19 protein-coding genes are annotated in these 24939 nt (G+C 61.6%); 11 read left to right on the forward strand and 8 right to left on the reverse strand.

Features of this window, described 5'->3' with window-relative positions; translation table 11 throughout:
* Positions 1-43: 43 nt before the first annotated feature.
* Entirely contained in the window at positions 44-847 is an 804-nt protein-coding gene (locus tag HYPMC_RS08835) for an SPOR domain-containing protein (protein WP_013947553.1), read from the reverse strand.
* A gap of 362 nt (positions 848-1209) precedes the next feature.
* On the opposite strand from HYPMC_RS08835, the gene glmU reads away from it, so the two are divergent.
* The 4 genes from glmU to HYPMC_RS08860 all read left to right on the forward strand — a co-directional run bounded on the left by glmU (position 1210) and on the right by HYPMC_RS08860 (position 6896).
* Positions 1210-2571, forward strand: a complete 1362-nt coding sequence (gene glmU / locus HYPMC_RS08845; RefSeq protein ID WP_013947555.1) for a bifunctional UDP-N-acetylglucosamine diphosphorylase/glucosamine-1-phosphate N-acetyltransferase GlmU — start codon at positions 1210-1212, stop codon at positions 2569-2571.
* Positions 2572-2699: 128 nt separating this feature from the next.
* Positions 2700-4520: a glutamine--fructose-6-phosphate transaminase (isomerizing) gene (gene glmS / locus HYPMC_RS08850; protein ID WP_013947556.1), complete on the forward strand. Its 1821-nt coding sequence runs from the start codon at positions 2700-2702 to the stop codon at positions 4518-4520.
* 120 nt (positions 4521-4640) lie between these two features.
* A complete protein-coding gene (locus tag HYPMC_RS08855) occupies positions 4641-6020 on the forward strand; it encodes an SPOR domain-containing protein (RefSeq protein ID WP_013947557.1) in 1380 nt (459 codons plus the stop codon).
* A 45-nt stretch (positions 6021-6065) separates the two neighbouring features.
* Positions 6066-6896 carry a DUF502 domain-containing protein gene (locus tag HYPMC_RS08860; protein WP_013947558.1) on the forward strand — a complete coding sequence of 277 codons (831 nt, stop codon included), beginning with the start codon at positions 6066-6068 and terminating at the stop codon, positions 6894-6896.
* Between the two features lie 173 nt (positions 6897-7069).
* Here the strand turns inward: HYPMC_RS08860 and recG are convergent, their stop codons facing one another.
* The gene (recG, locus tag HYPMC_RS08865; protein WP_013947559.1) at positions 7070-9184 is read right to left on the reverse strand and encodes an ATP-dependent DNA helicase RecG; all 2115 of its coding nucleotides are present in this window, start codon (positions 9182-9184) and stop codon (positions 7070-7072) included.
* Between the two features lie 127 nt (positions 9185-9311).
* Between recG and HYPMC_RS08870 the strand changes: the two genes are divergently transcribed.
* Both HYPMC_RS08870 and mfd read left to right on the forward strand, forming a co-directional pair.
* Positions 9312-9659, forward strand: coding sequence for a succinate dehydrogenase assembly factor 2 (locus tag HYPMC_RS08870; RefSeq protein WP_013947560.1), 348 nt, complete (start codon positions 9312-9314; stop codon positions 9657-9659).
* Between the two features lie 9 nt (positions 9660-9668).
* Positions 9669-13154: a transcription-repair coupling factor gene (gene mfd / locus HYPMC_RS08875; RefSeq protein ID WP_013947561.1), complete on the forward strand. Its 3486-nt coding sequence runs from the start codon at positions 9669-9671 to the stop codon at positions 13152-13154.
* Between the two features lie 287 nt (positions 13155-13441).
* On the opposite strand, the gene HYPMC_RS08880 is transcribed toward mfd, so the two are convergent.
* Together HYPMC_RS08880 and HYPMC_RS08885 are read right to left on the reverse strand one after the other, a co-directional pair.
* On the reverse strand, positions 13442-14983 hold the full coding sequence (locus HYPMC_RS08880; protein ID WP_013947562.1) for a class I adenylate-forming enzyme family protein: 1542 nt from the start codon (positions 14981-14983) through the stop codon (positions 13442-13444).
* On the reverse strand, positions 14980-16770 hold the full coding sequence (locus HYPMC_RS08885; RefSeq protein ID WP_024275833.1) for an extracellular solute-binding protein: 1791 nt from the start codon (positions 16768-16770) through the stop codon (positions 14980-14982). Before HYPMC_RS08885 ends, HYPMC_RS08880 begins: the two co-directional genes overlap by 4 nt.
* 344 nt (positions 16771-17114) lie before the next feature.
* Here HYPMC_RS08885 and HYPMC_RS08890 point away from each other — a divergent pair, with 344 nt between their 5' ends.
* Positions 17115-17927 (forward strand): invasion associated locus B family protein, encoded by an 813-nt coding sequence (locus tag HYPMC_RS08890; RefSeq protein ID WP_013947564.1) that lies wholly within the window; start codon positions 17115-17117, stop codon positions 17925-17927.
* A gap of 271 nt (positions 17928-18198) precedes the next feature.
* On the opposite strand, the gene hspQ is transcribed toward HYPMC_RS08890, so the two are convergent.
* Together hspQ and HYPMC_RS08900 are read right to left on the reverse strand one after the other, a co-directional pair.
* On the reverse strand, positions 18199-18531 hold the full coding sequence (hspQ, locus tag HYPMC_RS08895; RefSeq protein WP_013947565.1) for a heat shock protein HspQ: 333 nt from the start codon (positions 18529-18531) through the stop codon (positions 18199-18201).
* A 50-nt stretch (positions 18532-18581) separates the two neighbouring features.
* On the reverse strand, positions 18582-19643 hold the full coding sequence (locus tag HYPMC_RS08900; protein ID WP_013947566.1) for a CoA ester lyase: 1062 nt from the start codon (positions 19641-19643) through the stop codon (positions 18582-18584).
* A 584-nt stretch (positions 19644-20227) separates the two neighbouring features.
* On the opposite strand from HYPMC_RS08900, the gene HYPMC_RS08905 reads away from it, so the two are divergent.
* Both HYPMC_RS08905 and HYPMC_RS08910 read left to right on the forward strand, forming a co-directional pair.
* Positions 20228-20662, forward strand: a complete 435-nt coding sequence (locus tag HYPMC_RS08905) for an N-acetyltransferase (protein WP_013947567.1) — start codon at positions 20228-20230, stop codon at positions 20660-20662.
* Positions 20663-20683: 21 nt separating this feature from the next.
* Complete coding sequence (locus HYPMC_RS08910) at positions 20684-22327, forward strand: isovaleryl-CoA dehydrogenase (RefSeq protein WP_013947568.1); 1644 nt, start codon at positions 20684-20686, stop codon at positions 22325-22327.
* A gap of 9 nt (positions 22328-22336) precedes the next feature.
* Here HYPMC_RS08910 and HYPMC_RS08915 read toward each other — a convergent pair whose 3' ends face one another.
* Entirely contained in the window at positions 22337-22723 is a 387-nt protein-coding gene (locus HYPMC_RS08915) for a YidB family protein (protein WP_024275836.1), read from the reverse strand.
* A gap of 210 nt (positions 22724-22933) precedes the next feature.
* Between HYPMC_RS08915 and HYPMC_RS08920 the strand changes: the two genes are divergently transcribed.
* Positions 22934-23977: a hypothetical protein gene (locus tag HYPMC_RS08920; RefSeq protein WP_013947570.1), complete on the forward strand. Its 1044-nt coding sequence runs from the start codon at positions 22934-22936 to the stop codon at positions 23975-23977.
* A 135-nt stretch (positions 23978-24112) separates the two neighbouring features.
* Here the strand turns inward: HYPMC_RS08920 and HYPMC_RS08925 are convergent, their stop codons facing one another.
* Positions 24113-24460, reverse strand: a complete 348-nt coding sequence (locus HYPMC_RS08925) for a DMT family protein (protein WP_013947571.1) — start codon at positions 24458-24460, stop codon at positions 24113-24115.
* Positions 24461-24607: 147 nt separating this feature from the next.
* On the opposite strand from HYPMC_RS08925, the gene HYPMC_RS08930 reads away from it, so the two are divergent.
* The gene (locus HYPMC_RS08930; protein ID WP_013947572.1) at positions 24608-24868 is read left to right on the forward strand and encodes a hypothetical protein; all 261 of its coding nucleotides are present in this window, start codon (positions 24608-24610) and stop codon (positions 24866-24868) included.
* The last annotated feature ends 71 nt before the right edge of the window (positions 24869-24939 follow it).

A 24939-nucleotide genomic window follows, 5' to 3' on the forward strand; every position in this document is an offset into this window, starting at 1 on the left:
GCAACCAAATAGAGAAAGCCCGCCGCTTTCTTGTAGACGAGTTTTAGAGCACGTTGCCGCGATAATCGCTGACCTTGCAGCTGATCGATTGTGCCAGAAGCTCTTTGCAGAGCTTACGTGCTTCAGCCTTCGACTTTACCGGTCCGGCAATCAAACCGTAATTCGGATTGCCCGCGGTACCAACGTCGGCATAGCGGGCTTTCAATTGGCTGAGCTGCTCGGGGTGAATTTGCGACAGAGCTCCCCAAGTGATCCGTAGACCGTCGATCGAAGGATCGGTTGCGATCTGGATGCCGTAGGGGTGCGGTGCCGGTTTCACGACGGCCGGACCGAACGAAATCGGCTTGTTTGCGGACTTCTTATCAACGCTGCCGGTTTCGATCGGCGCGCCGACGCGTGGCGTCGAGTTGATGATCTTCGGCGGAGCAGGGCCGCCATCTGCGTCATCGACCGGGGCGGCGTCCGTGCCTGTGGGCTGGTCGGCCGATGCGGTGGTCGTGACAGCCGGCGCCTGGGCAACGCGGATCTTGTCGTCAAGCGCTGCCACTTGCGAACTCAGTTGCTCGGTGTGGGTCGCTTGCGTCGCGACATCGGCTTTGACCATCGAAATATCGCTTTCGATCTTGCTCAGCGACGCTTTCAGGGTCTCGACGTCCGCGGAGACCTTCATGACGGTCGTCTCGGCTGCGTGCTGACGGCCATGCGACAGATCGGGAAGGAGCTGCGGCGCAAAAAAAGCGATGCCAAGATATCCGAGGCCTGCAACACCGAGTACGGCCCAAGCGGCCGAATAGGGCGAAGCGTTGGCTTTCGGGCGCATCGGCTTATCGGTTGCGGGCTTCGTCATGGCGTGTGTCGTCCTACTGCCTTGCGGGTGCTCCGTGTGGCCGGAGCTTCCCCGAATCATTTTCACTACGTGGATGAGGTTGGTTCGGCCTTGCGGCTGCCGCAATGGCATGGCGGGGGAAACATGCGCGAAGCTGTGGACGAAGGCCGAGATGCTGCAGATCGGCTATCCGTCAGTAAAACCACGGCAAAGCGGCTGTGGCGGCATTTGGTCAAGCCATCTTTCCAAGGCGACTGAAGCGGTTGCGGATGCAGGCCTTGCAGCGCATGGAGGGCAGGCGGTATGGCAGGAGCGGGCTGTGCGCGCGGGCATCTTGGCGTTCGCGTTCAGACCCAGGCTGTAGTTGAAACGCAAGGTCATCCATGAGTCCCCGGCCCTGTCTCTATGTCGTGCTTGCCGCTGGCAAGGGCACACGGATGAAGTCGTCGCTGCCAAAGGTGCTTCACAAGATTGCCGGGCAGTCGATGTTGGCGCACGTTCTTGGAACGGCGTCCTCGACCGGCGGCAGATTTGCTGTCGTGGTAGCTCTCGGTGCTGAGGCCGTTGCTGCAGAAGCGAAACGGCTCGTCCCGGATGTTCAGATATTCGAGCAGGCGAACCAACGCGGGACGGCGGATGCTGTGCTGGCGGCCAAACCTGCGTTTCTGGATAGCAAAGGCCTCGACGTTATCGTGCTGTTTGCCGATACGCCGCTCGTCCGGCCGGAAGTGATCGCCGAGATGCGCGATGCTCTGGATGGTGGTGCTGGGATTTCGGTGCTGGGCTTTCGACCGAAGGACCCCACGGGCTACGGCCGGTTGCTGCTCGACGATACTGGCGCATTGACAGCGATCCGTGAGGAGAAGGACGCGAGCGATGCGGAGCGAAATATCGATCTCTGCAACTCAGGTGTCATGGCCTTTCGAGTGCCGGATCTTGCCGGTCTGCTGGCGCGCATCGGCTGCGACAATGCGAAGGGCGAATTCTATCTCACAGACGCCGTGGCGGTCGGTCGCGAGGCCGGTGTGCGTGCGACGGTTGTCGTATGCGACGAGCACGATGTCGTTGGCGTCAATAGCCGAGAGCAACTCGCGCAGGCTGAAGCGATATGGCAGCGGCGTATGCGTTCGAAGTTCATGCGCGACGGCGTGACGATGATTGCGCCGGAGACGGTTTGGCTGAGTTTCGACACCAGGATCGCGGGCGACGTCAGGATTGAGCCGAATGTCATATTTGGGCCAGGCGTCACTGTCGAAGAAGGTGCCGAAATACTGGGGTTTTGCCATGTCGAAGGGGCAGTCGTCGGCAAGGGTGCCAGACTTGGCCCATTCGCACGGCTGAGGCCGGGAGCACGTCTCGGTGAGAATGTTCACATCGGCAATTTCGTCGAGGTCAAGAATGTGACGCTCGGGGCAGGAGCCAAAGCAAATCATCTCTCTTATCTGGGCGATGGTAGCGTCGGCGCGGGGGCGAACATCGGCGCAGGCACGATCTTCTGCAACTACGATGGCTTTAACAAGCAGCTGACGGAGATCGGAGAGGAAGCGTTCGTTGGGTCGAATTCGTCGCTTGTGGCGCCGGTAAAGATCGGGAAGGGCGCCTACATCGGTTCAGGAAGTGTCATCACCAAGGATGTCAGCCCCGGCGCGCTGGCGCTGGAGCGGAACGTGCAGGAGGAGCGACCGGGGTGGGCAGAGAAATTCCGCATCATGATGTCCCGTCGCAAAGCAGCGCAAAAAAAGTAACTGTTAACCAGTTTCGGAATTTGCGTGCGTTCGTCAGGTGCGACGCTTTGAAATATACTGTGATTTGAGAACGTCCTTAACCGGCTTCATCGTCGGATACGGGGAAGCGCATTCGGGGGACCGGTCCAATGTGTGGGATCGTCGGAATTCTCGGGAAATCGTCGGTTTCGACCAATCTGGTCGATGCCCTGCGGCGGCTCGAATACCGTGGATATGATTCGGCCGGCATCGCGACGGTCGAAGGCACAGGTATTGAGCGCCGGCGTGCCGAGGGCAAACTTCGCAATCTCGAAAAGCGGCTGATCTCTGAGCCGTTGGGGGGTCGCACAGGCATTGGCCATACGCGCTGGGCGACGCATGGACGTCCGACGGAGCGCAATGCGCATCCGCACATGACGGGCAAAGTGTCTGTCGTCCATAACGGCATCATCGAGAATTTCCGCGAGCTGCGGACGCAGCTTGAGGCGAAGGGCCACAAGTTCGAGACCGACACGGACACCGAAGCCGTCGTTCATCTCATCACGGAAGAGATGGATCGAGGTGCGAAGCCCATCGAGGCCGTCCGCAATGCTTTGCAGCATTTGCAGGGGGCTTTTGCGCTCGGCATCATTTTCGCGGGCGAAGAGGATCTGATGATCGCGGCGCGAAAGGGTTCGCCGCTCGCAATCGGGCACGGTTCCGGCGAAATGTATCTCGGTTCGGACGCCATCGCCCTTGCACCGTTCACGGATGCAATCACTTATCTTGAGGAAGGCGACTGGGCTGTTCTGCGCCGTTCGGGCGCCGAGATCTTCAATATCGACGGTGTCCGCGTTGAGCGGCCGCTCGTCAAAGCCGTTGCGAGTTCTCTGTTGATCGACAAGGGCAACTATCGCCATTTCATGGCGAAGGAAATTCACGAGCAGCCGGAGGTGATTTCGCACACGCTGGCGAATTACCTCGACATGACGGCTGGGCGCGTTCGTTTTCCCGATCTCGGCGTCGATCTATCGACGATCAGCCGGGTTACGATCTCGGCGTGCGGCACGGCCTATTATGCCGGGCTCGTCGCAAAATACTGGATCGAGCGGTTCGCGCGCGTCCCGGTCGATATCGATGTCGCGTCCGAAATGCGTTATCGCGAGGCGCCGCTGCCGGAAAACGGCCTGGCGGTCTTCGTTTCTCAATCCGGCGAGACGGCTGATACGCTCGCGACGCTTCGGTACGCGAAGGCCAATGGCCAACGTATTGCGTCCATCGTGAACGTCCGGACGTCGACGATCGCGCGCGAATCACATGCCGCGTTGCCGACGCTGGCAGGGCCGGAAATCGGGGTTGCGTCGACAAAAGCGTTCACTTGCCAGCTTTCGGTTCTGGCTTGTCTCGCAATTGCGATCGCCCGGGCGCGGAACACGATCACGGCTGAGCAGGAGGCATCTCTCATCAAATCTTTGATGGAAGTGCCCCGGCATGTGGCGTCCATTCTGAGGAGCGATGAGGCCTACCTGGCCGTCGCTCACGAACTGGCAAAAGCGGACGATGTGCTGTACCTGGGGCGTGGGTCGAGCTTCCCCATCGCCCTCGAAGGCGCGTTGAAACTCAAGGAAATTTCTTACATCCACGCCGAGGGCTACGCCGCTGGTGAGCTGAAGCACGGTCCCATCGCGCTGATCGACGAAAGCGTGCCGGTCGTCGTGGTGGCACCGGAGGACGAACTGTTCGAAAAAACGGTTTCGAACCTTCAGGAGGTTGCGGCGCGGGGCGGGCAGGTCGTCCTGATTTCGGATGCCGATCCGGATAAGGCCGGATGTAAACTTGCCGGGCATATCCCGATGCCAAAGGTTGACCCATTTGTCGCGCCAATGATCTATGCTGTTCCTACTCAGCTCATCGCCTATCAGACGGCGGTGCTGATGGGGACCGACGTTGACCAACCCAGGAATCTGGCGAAGTCAGTTACGGTGGAGTAGCCCAAAGCCGGCGCATTGGGGGTGGGGGCCCTTAATTCGCCTCGTTCCGCTGGTTCAATTATCAGCGCGAAGGGAGGGTTACGCCACTTCAGAACGTGACCATTGGGGAAGGTACGGGAGATGACGCAATTCCAAGTGCTCGCGCGCCAGGCGGCGCTCGCTGCTACTGTGGCGTGCGTATTTGCAAGCACCCTTGCGGTTTGGCCGTCTATCGGCGAGGCGCGTAAGGCAAAAGCAGCGAGCGGGCCTGCAGGTCCGTCGGCGCAAGGTCCGCAGGCTGGTGCGGGTGGCGATGCCGCTCAGAAGGCTGCCGAGACCGAAGCGGCCAAAAAAGCCTATGATGCCGGCCTCAAGGCTTATGCCGCCGGGAAATTCAAGCCGTCGATCGAACAGCTATCGGTGGCGATTAAATCCGGCAAGCTGTCGTCGCCGGAATTGGCCAAGGCAATGTTCACACGCGGCCGGGCCTACAAAAAGGACAATCAAGCAGGTCTGGCGATTTCCGATCTCACAAGCGCGATCTGGCTGAAAAACGGATTGAGCCCCGATGAGCAGAAGTCGGCGATGGCCGAGCGGTCAGAGGCCTACAGCATGGCCGGCCTTTCGGATACCGGCAGCCGACCCGACCAGCGCGTTATCGGCACACCTGCCGTCGCTTCAGCACCGGCGTCGAATGTGACTGCGAATGCAGCGCCAGGACCGAACGCCGGTTCCGCAGGGCTGTCGGCCGCGGCCGTCGCCGAGGCCGCCAATGCCCAGAAGGCAGCCGCCAATACGGACGCGGCGTCGGCTGAGAGCACACCTTCGCCCGTCAACGGCGAAACGACACTTCAGTCTGCAGCTGCTGGCAATATCGCCGGGACCCCGGCAAAGCCTGCGTCATCGGGCATTGCGGGCTTCTTCGGCTGGGGACAGTCGTCCGCGCCGCAGTCACAACCGGAGCCCGCGCCTGTCGCAGCAGCGCCAAGCACAGGATCGTCATTCACTCAGACGGTCACCGCCATTCCGGGCAATGTGTCCGGTTTCTTCTCAAACATATTCAGCGGCGGCGGCTCGTCAACGCCAGCGCCAGCGCCCGCAGCACCGCCACCGGCTGGCGTGACGACGGCATCGACCGTTGCGGTTGCGCCCGAGACATCAAGCTGGAGCAGTGCGACGACTGTTGCAAACCACGGCCAACATGACGTGATCCGCGCCGAGAAGGCATCCTATTCGCGAGAAGCGCAACCTGTTGCTCCTGTCGTGACGAAGGGCAAGTTCAAGATCCATATCGCGGCGCTGCGCTCGAAGGCTCAGGCCGATGCGTTGGCTCAGAAGCTCATGGCGGAGCACGGCGCGGAGCTTGGCAATCATCGGCCGGTCGTCGATTCCGCAGTGATTGGCAGCATGGGCACCTTCTATCGGGTCCGTATCGGCGGCTATGCTTCGCAAGCCGAGCCGCGAAGCCTCTGCAACAAACTCAGAAGCAGTGGCCTTGACTGTCTGGTCGTGACAAACTGAGGGATGCCCGTCCCTCCGTCGGGTTTGATGCTCGAGTAGGAGAGAATGGTTCCTCCCCCGGTTGATCCTGAGCACGATGTCCGTCGCGTGATGGGCGTTACGCCGTCCGACGCGCAATTGACAGCGGGCCTCAAGCGCCTTGCGAGCGACAGCGGAAAAACAGGCTGGCGGCTCGGCTCGCGTTTTCGCAACGCGTTCCTGACGGGCCTCGTCATCGTCGGCCCCGTCACCATTACGCTTTGGCTGATGTGGGGCGTGATCCATTGGATCGACGCCTGGATCAAGCCGCTCTTGCCGACTTGGTTCAATCCCGACACCTATTTGCCATTTCCGGTTCCGGGCTTCGGGCTGGTCATCGCCGTTTTCGGTTTGACACTCATCGGCGCGCTCGCTGCAAACCTTCTCGGCCGTGCGCTGGTGTCTTCCGGCGAACTGATGATGTCGCGCACGCCGATCGTCCGTAACGTTTACGGCGCGCTTAAGCAGATCTTTGAGAGCGTGATCTCGACGACGGGTCCGAGCCAAAGCTTTCAGAAGGTGGGGATGATCGAATTCCCCTCGAAGGAGATCTGGAGCCTCGTGTTCGTGACGGGCGAGACGACCGGCGAGATCAAGGACGTGCAACCCGGCGGTGAGGGCGATCTGTTGACCGTCTTCATGCCGACCGGCATCGTGCCGCCGACGGGCTTCATCTGTTTTGTGCCGCGCTCGAACGTGGTGTTCCTGAACATGACGGTCGAGGAAGCGGCCAAGATCATTCTATCGGGCGGCATCGTCATGCCGAATACCGAGCAGGAAAAGCTCAAGCTTCTTGCTGAGGCTGCCGCGAAGAAAAAATCACGCTTCCGGCGCGGTGGCGACAAGCCGGCTGCTTAGATATCCGATTAACCCTCCCCCTTGCGGGGAGGGTGGCGCAAAGCGCCGGGTGGGGGGCTGCGATCAAGAGCCGATAGCCCCCACCCCTAACCCCTCCCCGCAAGGGGGAGGGGAATTTTGATGACGATCTTGAACGTTCGGACGCGGTGAGCGCTTGGGTGTCTTCGGCCGATCTAGGCAGCACGAAACAGTCGGACGGCTTCGTCGCATTCGAAGAGGTAGAGCAGCGTGCGCAGCGCTTGGCCACGCGGCGAGACGAGGTTCGGGTCTTTTTCGAGTATCAGCACCGCGTCGTCGCGTGCCGCTTCGAGGAGGGCATCGCGTCCTGGAACATCGGCGATACGGAATCCCGGGTCACCGCTTTGGCGCGCACCGAGAATTTCGCCGCCGCCGCGCAGCTCCAAATCCTTTTCCGCGATTTTGAAACCGTCTTCGGTTTCTTCCATCATCTTGAGGCGTGCTTCGGCGGTCTCGCCGAGCGGCGATTTATAAAGCAGCATGCAGAAGGATTCCCGCGCACCGCGGCCGACGCGTCCGCGCAACTGGTGCAACTGGGCGAGGCCGAAGCGCTCGGCATGCTCGATCACCATGATGTTGGCGTTCGGCACGTTGACGCCGACTTCGATAACGGTAGTTGCGACGAGAATTTTGAGCCGGTTCGCGGCGAACGCGGCCATCGTCTCGTCTTTCTCTTTTCCGCTCATGCCGCCGTGGAGCAAGCCCACCGTGTCGCCGAAGAGTTGGCGGAGATAGGCATAGCGTTCTTCCGCTGCGGCGAGATCGGTCAGCTCGGAGCTTTCGATCAGCGGGCAGACCCAATAGACCTGCGCGCCTTCCTCAAGCTGTACGCGGATGCGGTCGATCAGACGTTCGAGCAGTTCGAGCGGCGCGGCCTTGGTGACGACGGGTTTGCGTCCGGCAGGCTTCTCGGTGAGCTTCGAGACGTCGAGGTCGCCGTAATGGGTCATCAACAGTGTGCGCGGAATGGGCGTGGCGGTCATGACGAGGACGTTGGTGTCGCCATTCGTGCCTTTCGACTGCAAAGCCATGCGCTGGTGGACGCCGAAGCGATGCTGCTCGTCGATGACGGCAACCGCGAGATCCTTGAAGATCACATCGGATTGAAACAGCGCGTGCGTGCCGACGAGAATGTCAATCTCGCCCGATGCCAAGCGCGAGATGACCGCGTCGCGGGCTTTGCCCTTTTCGCGGCCAGTGAGAAGCGCAAGGCGCAGCCCGGCGGCGTCAGCGAGCGGCGCGATGGTGTCGATATGCTGACGGGCGAGAACTTCCGTCGGCGCCATCATCGCAGCCTGGGCGCCCGCTTCCACTGCGACCGCCATCGTCATCAGCGCAACGACGGTTTTGCCGGAGCCGACGTCACCCTGCAGCAGACGCAGCATGCGGTGGGAAGCTGCGAGGTCAGCCGAAATTTCTTCAAGCGCGTTCTTCTGTGACCCGGTCAGCGAGAAGGGAAGCGCGGCGGCGATTTTGGCGCGGATTTCGCCGTTGCCCGACAACCGGCGTCCGCGCTCGGTCTTCAGGTTGCGGCGGACGAGTGCGAAGGCGAGCTGTCCGGCCAGAAGCTCGTCGAAGGCGAGGCGCTGCCATGGTGCTGCGCCGCTCGAAACATCCTGCGCATCGCCGGGGCGATGGACGCGGGAGATTGCGTCCCTGAAGTTCGGCCAGTCGCGCGCCTTCAGCCAATGGGCCTCTTGCCATTCGGGAAATTCGGGGACGCGATCGACGGCCTGACGTGCGGCTTTCAACGCGATCTTTCCGGAGAGGCCGGCGGTGAGCGGATAGACAGGCTCCAGCATCGGCATCTCGTCGCGGGCTTCCGGCGAGACGATGTAATCGGGATGGGACATCTGTAGGTTTTCGCCGTAGCGTTCGATACGTCCGGAGACGAAACGGATTTCGCCGACGGGAAGCTGGCGCTCGATGAACTTGTGCTCGGCGTGGAAGAACACCAGATCGATGCGACCGGTCTCGTCCTCGCAGGTCACTTTGTAGGGCGCCTTGGTGTTTCCGCGCGGCGACGGCTTATGTTTCAGCACGCGGAGTTCCAGGGTGACGATGGTGCCGGGGATGGCCTCCGTCAGGCGCGGCTGGCTGCGGCGGTCGATGACGCCGGTCGGCATGTGCCACAGTACGTCGATGACCCTGGGTTCGCTGATGCCGGGGGGCAGGGCCAGGCACTTCTTCAGCAGCAGGATCAGGCGGGGGCCGATGCCGCCGAGCGTCTGTGCCGATGCGAAAAGCGGGTTCAGGAGGGCTGGTCGCATCGTCGAAAGGGGCCTGCGGTTGTTCGAATTCGCGGCCGCGCCCTAAGGTCGCGGCAATAAGCATCGTCCGCCGCGCTAGGCGAGCCAAGCTGCGGGCGCTATACGAGCCCTTCGCGAATGACGCACCGTGACGGCCGGCCGGCACTCCGTCAAGCTGCCGGCAGCGCTTTATACCATTGCCATGCAACCTGAGCTGCATATGACCGACGAACTTGAAACGCGCAGGCGGCGGGCGTCGTACCGCGCGCATCACCGCGGCACGAAGGAAATGGACGTCCTTGTCGGACGTTATGCCGATGACCGGCTGCCGGGCTATTCTGGCGACGAGATCGCGCGCTTCGAGCGGTTTCTGACTATTCCCGATCCGGCGCTGCAGCAATGGATCTTCTCGGGCGAGGGTTTTGCGGGCATCGAGTTCGAAGATCTTGTGAATGACATTCGCGCCTTTCATGGCCTGAGCGCCGCGGCGAGCTAAGACGAGTTGATGACGACAGACGTTCAAAATTCACGCGCAATCTTTTCAGGCGTTCCGGAAGGCTTCGACGGCCGCGTCATCGCGGACGTGACGAAGGCCGCGCGCTCGGGCGATCTGCCGGGCATTCATCTGCACGTGGCGCGCGACGACCGGCGGCTCGACGAGCTGCAGGCGGCGGTGGCGTTCTTCGCGCCCGACGTTGCAATCGTGCCGTTTCCGTCGTGGGATACGGTGCCCTACGACCGCACGAGCCCCAATCCGGAGATCGTCTCGAAGCGCATCACGGCGCTCGGCAAGCTCGCGGTTGGGGGCCGCAAAAAGCCGACGCTGGTGCTGACGACCGTCAATTCGATTTTGCAGCGTGTACCGCCGCGCAGCTTCATTCGCGGCGCGGTGAAGACGATTGCGCCGGGGCAGCGGCTCGATCCGGCCGATCTGATCCGGCGGCTGGAGTCCTACGGTTACGACCGTTCGAGCACGGTGATGGAGCCCGGCGAATACGCGCAACGTGGCGGCATCGTCGATCTTTATCCGCCGGGACGCAGCCTGCCGATCCGGCTCGATTTCTTCGGCGACCAGCTGGAGACCATCAAGGCGTTCGATCCCGAGACGCAGCGCTCGCAGAAGCCGGTGCCGAAATTCTCGCTGATGCCGGTCAGCGAAGTGGCGTTCGGCGAAGCGGCGACGGCGCTGTTCCGCACGCGCTACGTCGCGCTGTTCGGCGGCAACACGGGCGACGATCCGCTGTACGAAGCGGTCAGCAGCGGGCGCCGCTATGTCGGCCAGGAGCACTGGCTGCCCCTGTTTCATCCGAACCTCGAGACGCTGTTTGATTACCTCCCGGGTGTCGGCATCAGTTTCGATCATCTGGCCGATGAAGCGGTGCAGCGGCGCTTCGAACAGATCCGTGAGCACTATGAAGCGCGCGTCGACTCGCTCGAAGGCCAGCGTTTCGGCGCGCCGCCGTACAAGCCGGTGCCGCCCGATCAAATGTTCCTCGACGGCAAGGACTGGAAGGCGGCGCTCGATGCGCGCACCGTTTCGCGCCTGACGCCGTTCGACGATCCGGGCACGACGAACGTCTATCAGATGCACGGCAAGCGCGGGCGCACGTTCGCGGCCGAGCGCGCCAATCCGGACGCGAACGTCTTCGATGCGGCGGTCGGGCATATCCGGCGCGTTCAAGGCGACAACCGGCGCGTCATCCTTGCATGCTGGACGCCGGGCGCGCGCGAACGGCTCATCACTCTGCTTGAAGATCATGGCCTGAAGGACACCGTGAAGGTCGACGACTTCGCTGGCGTGCAGGCGATGCGCCCCAAGGAGACGGCGTTCGCGGTGTTCGGCATTGAGGAAGGCTTCGAGACGCCGGACTTTGCCGTCATCGCCGAGCAGGACATTCTGGGCGACCGGCTCGTGCGGCAGCGCCGCCGGGCGAAAAAGGCCGCTGACGTTCTCACCGAGGCGACGAGTCTTTCGGTCGGCGATCTCGTCGTGCACAGCGATCACGGTATCGGTCGCTTTCATGGGTTGCAGACGATCACCGCGCTCGGCGCGCCGCACGACTGTCTGGAACTGCATTACGCGGGTGGCGACAAGCTGTTCCTGCCCGTCGAAAACATCGAGCTGCTGTCGCGCTACGGCTCGGACGAGGGTGACGCGCAGCTCGACCGTCTCGGCGGCGTCGGCTGGCAGACACGCAAGGCCAAACTCAAAAAGCGGCTGCGCGAGATTGCCAACGAACTTATCAAGATCGCAGCGATGCGGGCAATGCGGGAAGCACCCGTGCTCATTCCGCCGACCGGCGCTTACGATGAATTCGTCGCGCGCTTTCCTTACGAGGAGACGGAAGACCAGGCGGCGAGCATCGATGCCGTTCTTGCCGACATGGCGTCAGGAAAGCCGATGGACCGCCTTGTTTGCGGCGACGTCGGTTTCGGCAAAACGGAAGTCGCCATTCGCGCGGCGTTTACTGCTGCAATGAACGGTTTGCAGGTTGCGGTCGTGGTGCCGACGACCTTGCTGGCGCGGCAGCACTACCGCACATTTGCGCAGCGCTTTCAGGGCTTGCCGGTGACGATCGCGCAGGCGTCGCGCATGGTCAGTGCGAAGGACCTCGCCGAGGTGAAGGCGGGACTGAAGTCGGGCAACGTCGACATCGTTGTGGGCACGCATGCGCTGCTTGGCAAGGGCATCGACTTCGCACGGCTCGGACTACTCATCATCGACGAGGAGCAGCACTTCGGCGTCAATCACAAGGAACGCCTAAAGAAGATGCGCGAGGACGTGCACGTGCTGACGCTGTCGGCGACGCCGATCCCGCGCACGCTGCAACTTGCACTGACGGGCGTGCGCGAACTTTCGCTCATCACGACGCCGCCGGTCGACCGCCTCGCGGTGCGCACGTTTATTTCGCCATTCGATCCGGTGATTTTGAAGGAAGCGCTCAGACGCGAACGCTTCCGTGGCGGCCAAACGTACTACGTCGCGCCGCGCATTTCTGATCTCGACGACATCGCGGAATTCTTGCGTGAAGCGGTGCCCGATCTGGCGTTTGCGCGCGCTACGGGGCAGATGTCGCCGACCGAACTCGAAGACGTCATGACGGCGTTCTATGAGGGCAAATACGACATTCTACTTTCGACGGCGATCGTCGAGTCCGGTCTCGACGTGCCGAATGCGAATACGCTGATCGTGCACCGCGCCGATATGTTCGGCTTGGCGCAACTTTACCAGCTTCGCGGACGCGTCGGCCGTTCCAAGACGCGCGCTTACGCGTACATCACGACGCCGCCCGATAAAAAGCTGACCGAGGGCGCGGAGAAGCGGCTCAAGGTTCTGCAATCGCTCGATACGCTTGGCGCGGGCTTCTCGCTGGCATCGCACGATCTAGATATTCGCGGCGCAGGCAACCTGCTCGGCGAAGAGCAGTCGGGTCATATTCGCGAGGTCGGCTTCGAGCTCTATCAGTCGATGCTCGAGGAGGCGGTCGCGGCGATGAAGGGCGGCGATCTCGAAGCGGACGACAAGTGGAGCCCGGAGATCCAGCTCGGTACGTCGATCATGATTCCGGAAAGTTACGTCACGGATCTACAACTTCGCCTCGGTCTCTATCGGCGTTTGTCGAGTTTCGAAAAGCGCTCCGAGATCGATGCGTTCGCAGCGGAATTGGTCGATCGCTTCGGTCCGCTGCCGGACGAAGTCGGCCATTTGCTCGACGTCATGGAGATCAAAGGGCTTTGCCGTACGGCGGGAATTGCGAAGGTCGATGCGGGTCCCAAGGGCGCCGTCATCACGCTTTACAAGGGGCGGTTTGCGAACCCCGAAGGACTCATCTCGCTCGTGCAGAATTCACGCGGGCTTCTCAAGGTGCAGCCCGATCAGCGGCTCGTCTATCGCTCGGATTGGGACTTGCCAGAGCTGCGTCTCAAGGGCGTGCGCGCGCTGGTGCAGCAGTTCGCCGACCTCGCCGCGAAAACCAAAAAGGCGGCTTAACCTGCCTTATGCGGGATCTTTCCTCCTCGTCATGCCGGCGTAGGCCGGCACCCAGACAACGATCCGCATCCGTTATTCAGAGGCATGACTGGATCCCGGCCTTCGCCGGGATGACGGCTATTTGGAATGGATGGCGGGACGCCTTGTTACAGTCATCCTCGGGCTTGCCACGAGGATCCATCCATCAGTAAGCGTATTGCACGATGGATACTCGGCATGAAGCCCAGGATGACACTCGGTGACTGCTTTGGGACTGAATGGGGCACGGCATTTGCCGCCCCCTCACCCTAACCCTCTCCCCGAGGGGAGAGCGGAAGTTTGAGCGCCTTCCGCTGCACCTTGCCGTTGGCGGTGCGGGGGAGTTTGTCGACGAAGACGATTTCTTTCGGCACCTTGTAGGCAGCGAGGCGTTCGGAGGCGAAGGCTTTGACGGTGTCGGCGTCGATTTTCTCCGCATCGTTGCCGACGACGAATGCGCCGATGATCGATACATCGCTCCGTGTGCGGAGTTCCGAACACGCGACTTCGGCCACGCCGGGGCAGGCTGCGAGTGCGGCTTCGATTTCGAGCGGCGAGACGCGATAGCCGCCCGCGTTCATCAGTTCGTTGGCGCGGCCCAGATGCGTGACGTAGCCATCGGCGTCGATGGAACCGAGATCGCCGCCGACGAACCATTCGCCGCGCATGACTTCAGCTTCCTCGTCTGGGCGGTTCCAATAGCCGAGCATCAGGCCGGGATCGGTGCGATGGACGGCGATCAGGCCTTCGTCGCCAGTCGGCAACGGTTGATTACCGCCGTCCGCGGGAAGGATTGCGATGCGGCGTCCAGCTTGCGGCTTGCCGACGGTACCGGAGCGATAGGGCACGTCTGGACCTGTCGAGATGTACGTCGAGATCTCGCTCATGCCGAGGGCTTCGTAGAGCGGCAGGCCGGTGGTTGCGGTCCATTCTTCGATCAAGCCGGGCGGCGGCGTTTCGCCGGCCGTCAGTCCGTGGCGAAGCTGGCCTAGGGTGCCGCGTTCGGGGCGCGCGTATTTCAGAATTTGGCGATAGACGCCGGGCACGGCGGCGAACAGCGTCGCGCCGGTTGAAGCTATAAGGGCTGGCCAAAGCTCGGGCGCCTTATCGCCGGTACAGACAATGGCCGTTGCGCCGTTCGCCCACGGGTCGGTCAAGCCGACGCCAAGCGTGAACGTCCAGTTGAAGGCACCTGCGTGCAGCATGCGGTCATCGGGCGTGATGCCATACCAGCCCTGATACATCGGGCGGCGGCCGAGAGCGGAGCGCTGTGCGTGCAGCACACCCTTGGGTTTCGACGTCGTGCCGGAGGTGTAGATCAGGAATGCGGGATCGTCGGCGGCGGTCGGTGCGTAGTCGGCGCGCGTCGGTCCGCGCATCAGTAAAGCGACGTCAGCGGATGTCAGGACGATCGCGCCAGGCATGATGTCATCGGTGAGCGGCGACGATGTTGCGATCGCCGTGGCGCCGCTGTCTTCGAGAAGCGATTTCAGTTCCGTTGCCGTCAACTGATCGGACAAGGGGAGAGCGATGAAGCCGCCGGCCATCGCCGCAAAGAACAGCAACGCCGATTGGCTGGAGTTACCAAGGCGAATGGCGATCCGGTCGCCGGGCTTTAGGCCGCGCTCTGCCAGTCCTGCTGCGAGGCGCAGGATAGCGTCTTCGATCTCGGCGAACGTCCAGCTTTCCTGCGGCCGTTCGGGCGTCGCGGTATCGTAGACGAGCAGCGCCGTTTTATCGGGCGTGCTGCGTGCGGCCCGACCGATAGCGTATTCCGCCATGTTGAAGGGCGTGCCGTCTAACGGTGTCATTTCGGCTCGGTCCACCATGTGTCGACGGAATAGCCGAAAAGAGGTGTCTTGTCGGGATGCTTGAGGCGCGCCCAATAGGGCACCCATTGGCGCGGCGTGTAGAACAGCGGCACGACGTAGTCGCCCGACAGCAGGACGCGATCCAATGCGCGTACGGAAGAGACAAAATCCGTTTCGGTGTTAGCGGCGAGCATGGCGTCGATCATCGCGTCGGCGGCTGGGTTTCTGACGCCGGCGAAATTGAACGAGCCCTTTGCGTCAGCCGTTTTTTCCGACCAGCGGAAGAGCTGTTCGTTGCCGGGAGAGAGCGATGCGTACCAGGTGTTCTGGATCATATCGTAATCGAATTCGGTCAACCGCGCCTGATACTGGGCGCTATCGACGAGGCGGACGCGCGCCTGGATTCCGAGCGGCGCGAGGCTTCGCGCGTAACTAAGAAGCAGCGCCTCCTGCGCGTTGCTGTTGGCAAGAATTTCAAAAGAAAGAGTCTGGCCGGTCTTGCCGTTGATCATGCGGCCGTCTTTCAGGACCATGCCCGCCTTTTTCAAAAGCGCAAAGGCTGCGCGTTGGGTCGGGCGGTCCTGGCCGCTGCCGTCAGTCGTCGGGAAGCGATAGGTGCCAGCCATGATCTCGGGCTTAACGGCATCCGGATACGGCGCGAGCAGCTTTTGTTCGTAAGCGTCGGCGGGATGGCCGGTGGAGGCGAGATATGAACGCTCGAAGTAGCTTTCGGTGCGCTTATAGAGACCGTTGTAAAGCGTGCGGTTGCACCATTCGAAATCAAAAAGCATCATCAAAGCGTGCCGGACCATGGGATCGGCAAAGATGGGCCGGCGGGTGTTGAAGACGAGCGCTGTCATGCCTGCCGGTAAGCCGATGTCGAACTCAGCTTTGATGATACGCCCGTCGCGGACGGCGGGGATATTATAGCCCGTGGCCCAGCGGCCCGGATCTTCTTCCAGGCGCAGGTCGATGTTACCGGCCTTGAAGGCTTCGAACATGGATGAGGCGTCGCGGTAGTAATCGAAGCGGATCTCGTCGAAGTTGAAGCGGCCGCGATTGACGGCAAGGTCCTTGCCCCAATAGTTCGGGTTGCGCTGGTAGATGATGGAGCGCCCGGCGTCGATTTTCGACACCGTGTAGGGGCCGGAGCCGACGAGCGGCGTCATCGAGGCAGCTTCGAATTTCTCCGGCGTGGTCGCGTGGGCGGCGAAGACCGGCATCAGGCCAAGGATGAACGGCAGTTCTCGATCGCTGGCGTCTTCGAACGTGAAGCGAACGCTGCGATCGCCGATCTTTTCGGCCTTTGTCACCTTGGCGAAATAGGTCCGGTGATTGGGGCGGCCTTTGTCCTTCAGCAGCTGAAACGAGTTGAGGACATCTTCGGCGGTGACCGGCTGGCCGTCGGAAAATCGCGCGGCTGGGTTAATGGCGAACGTCACGGATTTGTGGTCGTCGGCGATGTCGATCGTCTCGGCGAGCAGGCCATAGAGGGTGAAGGGCTCATCGAGGCTGCGCGCCATCAGACCTTCGATGACAAATTCCCGAATGCCGGATGCGGGCGTGCCGCCGACGATCAGCGGGTTGACGTTTTCATAGGAGCCGAGGACGCCGAGCGTCAGCTTGCCGCCTTTCGGCGCGTTCGGATTTACGTAGGGGAATGCCGTGAAATTGTCCGAAAAGAGCGGTTTTCCGTGCAGTGCGACGGCGCTAACCGGAGCGGCCTCAGCGCTCCAGCCAAGCGTGACCACGAGCAGCAGTGCGAGAGAGAATTTCCCAAATGACATTCCAGGCACCAGAAAGCCGTCCACGTGTTTGGTAAAGCGGGATAATTCCCGGCACTCAAGATGCCCATCGAATAAGCCGTGGGCATGTTCTAGCGGCGGTTTCGACCTGCTGTCCAGCTTGTCGCAGTTGCAGAGCGGCCACGTTTGAGAAGGCTGCGGAAAAGCCCCCAATAGGGGCTCGATCCGGTCACGGGATTGCCGTATTCGGAGCCTTACTCGGCTCAGGAACGGCAAGAGGTATATGCCGGGTCTGCGCGAGCTTGCAATGTCGAGCAAACGGCGCGGCGACTTTGAGGGGACGAACCGGCGGGGCTGGTTCAAAACAAGCGAGGATTTTTACGTTGATGGCAAACGCAGTATTGCGCACGGGCGGTAGGGCGCTCGTTTCAGCCGTTGCTATGTTGGCGGTAATCGCTGCTGCGTCCGCCGGCGCTCAGGCCGCGGACGCCAAAAAGGCGCCGGCGCCTGCGAAGACCGCCGCTGCTAAACCCCAAAGCGCATGGGTCAAGCTTTGCGAGAAGGCGCCTGTCGTCACGAAGGGGCCCGACGGCAAGGACGTCAAGACCGAGAAGTCGCTCTGCCTCACGCATCATGAGCGTCTCGACGGCAATACCGGCATGGTTCTGGTTTCGGCGGCGATCCGCACCGTCGAGGGCTCGCCCAAGAAGTCGCTGATGATCATGGTGCCGCTCGGCATGGCCATCCCGCCGGGCATTCGCGCTGCCGTTTACACGAAGGCCCAATGGGCCGCTGCGTCGAAGGGCGAGAAGATCGACGAGAAGCAGCTGAAGCCTATCGAGCTGCGTTATGCGCTCTGCCATCCGGCCGGCTGCACGGCCGAGACGGAAGCGACGCCTGAGATCTTGAAGGAAATGTCGACGGGCGGCGGCATCATGGTTCTGGCCATGAACGCTGCGGCACAGCCGATCGGCTTCCCGGTTCCGCTCGACGGCTATAACGAAGCCGCTGCAGGTCCTCCGGTCGACAACAAAAAGTACGCCGAAGCTCGCAGCCAGCTGATGGCGCAAATCCGCCAGCGTCAGCAGCAGGCGGCCGAGAAGTGGAAGGCCAGCGAGATGAAGAATCTGCCGCTCGATGGTCCAGGCGCACCTCCGATCGAGAAGGCGCCGACGACGACGAGCTCGACGAAGAAGTAATCGTCGGACGAGCGTTACTCTAAATCGAAACCGCCCCGATCCTGTCGGGGCGGTTTTTTGTTGCGTGGGTACGGGATGCGGTTCCAGGCAGGCAGCGGTTGCCTCTCTCGGACTGACGCCGAGGGCGCTCTCTCCTTGGCGAGAAGTGGCAGGGCGCTTCGAGGGAGGGCTTGAGCCTTCAGAGCCGTCTTACGCTGGATTCCCGATCGGCTTCGCAGGCTCGTCCGATCGAGAATGACGATGTTACGAAGACGACGTTAGGTGAGAGGGGTCAGTTATTCGCTTCGGGGCGAAGCCGATAGCCGCCGTTGCCGTCGATGATGAAATGATCTTCGATGTCGGGATGGCGCAGCGGCTGCTGCGTATCGTCGAGCAGCAGGTTCTGCTCGGACACGTAGGCGAGGTAGGTCGTCTCGGCGTTCTCGGCGAAGAGGTGATAGTAGGGCTGGTCCTTGTGAGGGCGGACCTCTTCAGGAATCGACAGCCACCACTCTTCGGTGTTCGCAAACTCCGGATCGATGTCGAAGATCAGTCCGCGGAACGGATAAAGCCGATGGCGGACCACCTGACCGATCGAGAACTTCGCGTGCTTAATGTCACTCATGGCGTGAATGTGTGGCGGTTGCGGTCGTGGCGCAAGCCCATATCCGCGCCCTAGAGGTCGCCATAAAGTGCCGCGCGCTCGGCGTCTTTCGAGGCCACGATCTTGGCCAGATCGACGATGACCTTGGCCTGTTTCCAGGTGGCGTCGTCCTGCATCTTGCCGTCGAGCATGACGGCGCCGGTGCCGTCCGGCATGGCGTCGAGGATGCGCTTGGCGAATTTCACCTCGGCCGGATCGGGGGAGAACACGCGTTTCGCGATTTCAATCTGGGTCGGGTGCAACGTCCAGGCGCCGAGGCAACCCTGGAGAAAAGCGTTACGGAACTGGGCTTCGCAGGCGGCGAGGTCGGAGAAGTCGCCGAACGGGCCGTAGAACGGCTTCAGGCCGTAGGCGAGGCAGGCGTCTACCATCTTGCCAACGGTGTAGTGCCAAAGGTCCTGCTGGTAGAAGGCGCGCGGTGCTGACGGATTGTCCTTCTGGGCGTCGGCCAGCACACCGTAATCGGGGTGGCCGCCGCCGACGCGGGTCGTCTTCATGCCACGGGAGGCGGCGAGGTCGGCCGGGCCGAGGCTCATGCCGTGCATGCGCGGCGAGGCTGCGGCGATGGCTTCGACGTTGTTGACGCCTTCAGCGGTTTCGAGAATGGCGTGGATCAGGATCGGCTTCTTGACGCCGTGCTTGGCTTCGAGCTGGGCCAGAAGCTGGTCGAGGTAGTGGATGTCCCACGGGCCTTCGACCTTCGGTAGCATGATGACGTCGAGCTTGTTGCCGACGGCGGCGACGATTTCGGTGACATCATCGAGAACCCAAGGCGAATTCAGACAGTTGATGCGGGTCCAGACGCCGGTTGCGCCGAAGTCGTTGTCGCGGACCATCTCGATGAAGCCTTTGCGGGCGTTCTCTTTCTGGTCCATCGGCACGGCGTCCTCGAGGTTGCCGAGTACGACGTCGACCTGGGACGCCAGGTCTTTGATTTTGGAGCGGATTTTCTCGTTGTGCGGCGGCACGAAATGGATCATGCGCTCAAGCTTCACAGGCAGCGTGCGATAGGGCTCCGGCGCGCCAATGGCGAGGGGCGAAAAGTGCTTGGCGGGCGTGCGCGTCGAAGCCATCGGCAGCTATCCTGTTCAAACGTTTGGAGGATCGTGCATCCTTTAGGGGACGTGCGGCGGCTGTCAACTCTTTGAAGGCGCCTTGCGACTCCTCTGCGGGGAGCCGGCCGCAAGGCGCGCCACACACGCTCGCCGCCGCGTGCTTGTCGCACCGGCGGGAAAATCGGACACGGAGCGCGCCGGCACCTGGTGCCGTTCTCGTTCCGAAGAATGAAACAGCGCCTTGGCGCGCTCCGCAGCTGGGATTCTGATCGACCGGTCCGGCATGGGAGGTTCCTTACTCCTCCGACGGTTGGTACCGTATTCGCGCGGATCACCGGACGGTTCGCTCCGTTCGGGCCTCGGGCCGTTACCCCCTTGTGCCGCAAACGTTCGACCAGCCGCTCACCCCCAATCTCCAAACGGTCTCGAGACTGTCCGTCGTATCTTCGAGGCGAGGTGGGGTTAGTATGCGGGCTGCTGGGAACGCGGGGATAAGTTTTTTCAAGACAGCCCGCTTTGCGGTTCAGCTTTGACCAGTCCTGAGATTAGCGGAAACAAGCGGCGCCGCGCCGGCGTAATTCGCGAAGGGGAGGAGCCATCGCGTGACCATCAATGTTTACGAGGGCAGAAGAACAGCATTGCTGCCGCTCTTTCGGCTTGCCGACGAGTCCGACAGCCAAATCGAAAGCTACTACCGTTTAGGCACAATTCTCGCTGCATTCGATGGAACGTCCATTGTCGGCATGGCGCATTTCGTCGAGGAAATGGATTATATCGAACTCGTGAGCCTCGCGGTTCGCGCCGAGTTTCAACGGCAGGGTTTCGGCACGCGCTTGATCGAAGCCGTCGTTTATCATTGTCGTGCGAATAAGATTGGCCGCCTGATTGTCGGCACGGGCGCGTGGGAAACCGACAACATCAATTTTTATCTTCGTCGCGGTTTCCGGATAATCAACGTCAACCGGGGCTTCTTCAGTCCAGAAAAAGGCTATGCTGACGGACGGCGCGATCAGGTGCAGCTGGAAATGTCGATTTAGCTGCAACGAGAATGCCGCATCATGCCCGAAGGTGCGCCGATGATCGACGTCACAAACCAGCCGCCGCCGCTCGAAAATTACAATCTGCTGTCGAGCGACACGGTGCTTGGCGAGGCTTTGGCGCGCGAGAACGCAGGCTGGGCGGCCGCGCGTCTCGCGATGCTCGGGCGGCAACTTGGGACGCCCGAGATGATCGCGGCAGGCTCGGACGCCAACCGCCACGTGCCTGAGCTCAAGATTTATGACCGTTATGGCTATCGTCTCGATGAGGTCGACTTTCATCAGAGTTGGCATAAGCTCTTGGGGCTGGCGCTGGAGGCCGGGCTGCACACAGCGCCGTGGGCCGAGCCGCGGAAAGGTGCGCATGTCGCGCGCGCTGCTGGCTGCTTCATGCTCGCTCAGATCGAGAGCGGGGTCTACTGCCCGGTGTCGATGACGTATGCGTCAGTCGCCACGCTGAAACACGCGCCGGCCATCGCGGATGAATGGCTGCCGAGGATTTACTCGCGAACATACGATCCGAGTTTCCGGCCCGTTGCGCAAAAGACCGGGGCGCTGATCGGCATGGCGATGACGGAGAACCAGGGCGGCTCGGATTTGCGCGCCAACGTCACGCGCGCGGAATTCTATCGCAGCGTCGGGACGCGTCGTCTCTACAAGTTGAGCGGACATAAGTGGTTCATGTCGGCGCCGATGTGCGATGCGTTCCTTGTGCTGGCGCAGACGGCCGCTGGTCCGACATGCTTTCTCGTGCCGCGCTGGACGCCCGATGGCGTGCGTAATGCGATCCACATTCGACGGTTGAAAGACAAGCTCGGCAATCGTTCGAATGCGTCGAGCGAAGTGGAGTTCGAGGGCGCGCACGGGGAGCTTCTGGGAGAGGAAGGGCGGGGCATTCCGACCATCATCGAGATGGGCAATTATACGCGGCTCGATTGCGCCATCGGAACGTCGGGGCTGATGCGGCAAGGATTGGCGCAGGCGATCCACCACGCGCGGCACCGGCGGGCGTTTCAGAAGTTTCTCGTCGATCAGCCGTTGATGGCGAACGTGCTGGCTGGCCTTGCGATCGAGTCCGAGGCCGCGACCGTGCTGACGATGCGGCTTGCGCGCGCCTACGATGAAGACGACGAAGCTTCTCTCGCCTATCGGCGGATCGTGACACCGGCGACGAAATTCTGGATCTGCAAGCGTGGCCCGGCGTTCGCGGCTGAGGCGATGGAAGTGCTCGGCGGCAATGGTTACGTCGAGGAATTCAATTTGGCGCGCATCTATCGCGAGATGCCGCTCAATTCGATCTGGGAAGGTTCGGGCAACATCATGTGCCTGGATGTGCTGCGGGCGTTGTCGCGGTCGAAGACGGCGATGGACATGCTAGAGGGTGAACTGCGCGAAGCTGCGAAGACCGATCGCAGGCTGGCGGCGTTCGTTACAAAGCTTCAGGAGAGCGCAGGGCGCCTCGATGAAGCGCAGGCACGGGTGTTCGTTCGCAGCCTGGTGCTGGCCTTGCAGGCAGCGCTGCTGATCCGGCACGCGCCGAGCCAGGTCGCCGAGACGTTCTGCGCGACGCGTCTTGCGGGCGAGGCAGGCGGCGCGTTCGGATTATTACCGGCGGGAACCGACACCAGGGCCATCATCGAACGCGCGGCCCCGGCGTTGAATTAAAGCGTCCGCTCAGCCTTTCGGGTCGGGCGTGGATGATGCATCCGCCGACGCCGAAGGATTTGCGGCAGGACCTGCCGTCTCTGCAACCTGCGGCAGTTCCTTGGCGAGGGCTGCCAGGATGGCATCGACAGGAATGCCGAGCGACTTCGCGATCTGCTGGACGTGCTCATCACCGAGCGCGGTCTTGATCTGGTCCGGCGTGATCGGCAGGCTGTCCTTGTTCTTGTCGAACCACGACTGCACCTGATCGCCGAAACCGGCGCTTTGCAATTTGGAAAGGATCGTCTGCAGGCCTTCGTTGCCGAGAACGCCCTTGATGAGATCGGGAAGGGCCGCTTGCTCGGCTTGTCCAACGAGATTGCCGACAACTCCCTTCAGCGCGTCGCTCCAGGTCATGCATTGCCCTTTCTGTTGATAATTTTTGCCGATGGCGGCTGCAAATTCTACGTGCATTAGCGGGGGCGAGTGCACGCGTTTCGTGCAGGAAACCAAACTCACAGTATACCAAAACTGTGCGACATTGCCGTAAATGCTGTCTAGGAAAAACGACCTATTAACGAATGGCATAGGAGGGTTTCGGCGGCCGGCGATTCACCATATCGCCACATGATGATCAAAGTTCGTGGCTACCTCGCACTCATGATCGTGAAAACCTCAATCGCCCCCTTGAGACATCGCAGCCTGCGTCTCGGCTGCGTGAGCCTCGCCGCCCTCATTGCCGCCACCGCCGCTGCCCGTGCCGACGACTGCACGGACGTGACGACGACGGCGCTCACGACGTTTCAGCCGTGCGAAGGCTACAGCGTGGAGCTTGACCTCAGCACGCCGTCGGACTTGCCGCAGCCGAAGAAGCCGGCGCCGAAGTCGGATGGCATCCCTTGGATCGCGACCGACACCAACGATATTCCGGCGTCATTCAGCACGACGGATACCGGCGTTTCAGTGCGGACCAGCCTTGGCACCTTGCGCGATTACAACAAGCGCAGCGCGTCCGTGACGCTGGAGCAACCCGCATTCGGCGAGACCATCAAACCCGACTTCGCAATGCCGGCGGCGCCGATCGAACGCAAGACGCCGCTCGACGTTTGGACCAACGTCGATCTCAACGGCTACAACGGGTCGCCCGATCAGTCGACGCGGACGGGGCTGGGCGCCGACTATAATTTCAACAAGGCGGCGAAGGTCGGCGTCTCGATCGAGCGCGGCGATACGCGTAACTACGGCACGCCGGGCGTCGTCGCGGATCAGAAGGCTTCTGCCTACGTGACCTTGCAAGCGACGCCGCTGCTGAGCTTCGACGCGCGCACGCAATGGCAAACGGGGAACGCCGAATTCGCGGAGTCGACAGGCGCCGACGAGCGCAGCTCTTTCATCCTAGCGCCGAAGATCAATCACGACTTCAAGCTCGACGATGGCTCGAAGCTTTCGCCCTATCTGAGCTATCAGCGCGAGTTCGATCTCTCGACGTCGCACAAGGACGGCATCGACTCTTCGTTCGATGCGACGCAATCGGTCGGCGCGGGTGTGACCTACACGGATTCAAGCGCGTACTCTCTGAGCGTTTCGGCCGGGGTCGATAATTTCGGCGTTGCGGATGAAGCGCAGAGCGTATCGAGCAAGTTGCAGTTGAACGTGCCGCTCAACAAATAGCGGAGCGCATTTGGCTTCGTCCCTTGGCGTCGTGCTTGGATGCCGTTTCCACATCTGCATTGCTGCACGATCGATCCTCGGCATAAAGCCGAGGATGGTGGTGGGTCGAGTTCGCTTGGTCGCGAAGTCGCGCTTTTACAGCGGCGCCTTGAAGACGAAGAACGCGCCGAGGGCGATGAACGCAAAGCCGACGGCGTGATTGATGGTGAGGGTTTCACCAAGATACGTGACGGAGAAGATCGAGAAAACCGTCAGCGTGATGACTTCCTGCATGGTCTTCAGTTCGGCGGGATTATAGACCGCGCTGCCGTAGCGGTTGGCGGGAACGGCTAAGCAGTATTCGAAGAAGGCAATGCCCCAGCTCACGATGATGACAAGCCACAGCGGCTTGTTCGTAAATTTAAGGTGACCGTACCAGGCGAAGGTCATGAAGACGTTCGACATCGTCAGCAGGACGATGGGCAGGAGCGACTGAGGGATCATCGGCTGTCCGTTATGGGCGCGTTGCAGAATGCACATTCGAGGCGTTTGTTCCCTCGAAGTCTACCGCCTACGACGGATCACCAAAAAACGGAACCGGAAATAATCCGCACGCGTTCACGCCTCAGTTGCACGTGACGAGGTGGATGGATGTCTCGCAGCATTCAGGAAACGGTTCCGAAGCTCCTTAAGACGCTTTGGGAACTCGAGAAGGACTTACGTAGCGCTGCTCAAAACAGCGTCGTGCTGCGCCGGGATGAAGCCAAACGACATTTGGCGGACGCGCGGCGCAATCTCGATGCGCTTCTCAGCCTCGCGCAAAATGCTCGTCCAGACGAACCGGCGCGACATGACGAGCCGCACCGCGACGTTCCGGACGAGCCGCTTCCCACACCAACGGTCAAGCATTGAGGAGAAAAGAATGGCACGCGATCTCATCCTTTGGTTCGCCGGCGTTCCGCTGGTTGTCATCATCGGTCTGC

The organism is Hyphomicrobium sp. MC1, from assembly GCF_000253295.1.
Classification (GTDB): Bacteria; Pseudomonadota; Alphaproteobacteria; order Rhizobiales; family Hyphomicrobiaceae; genus Hyphomicrobium_B.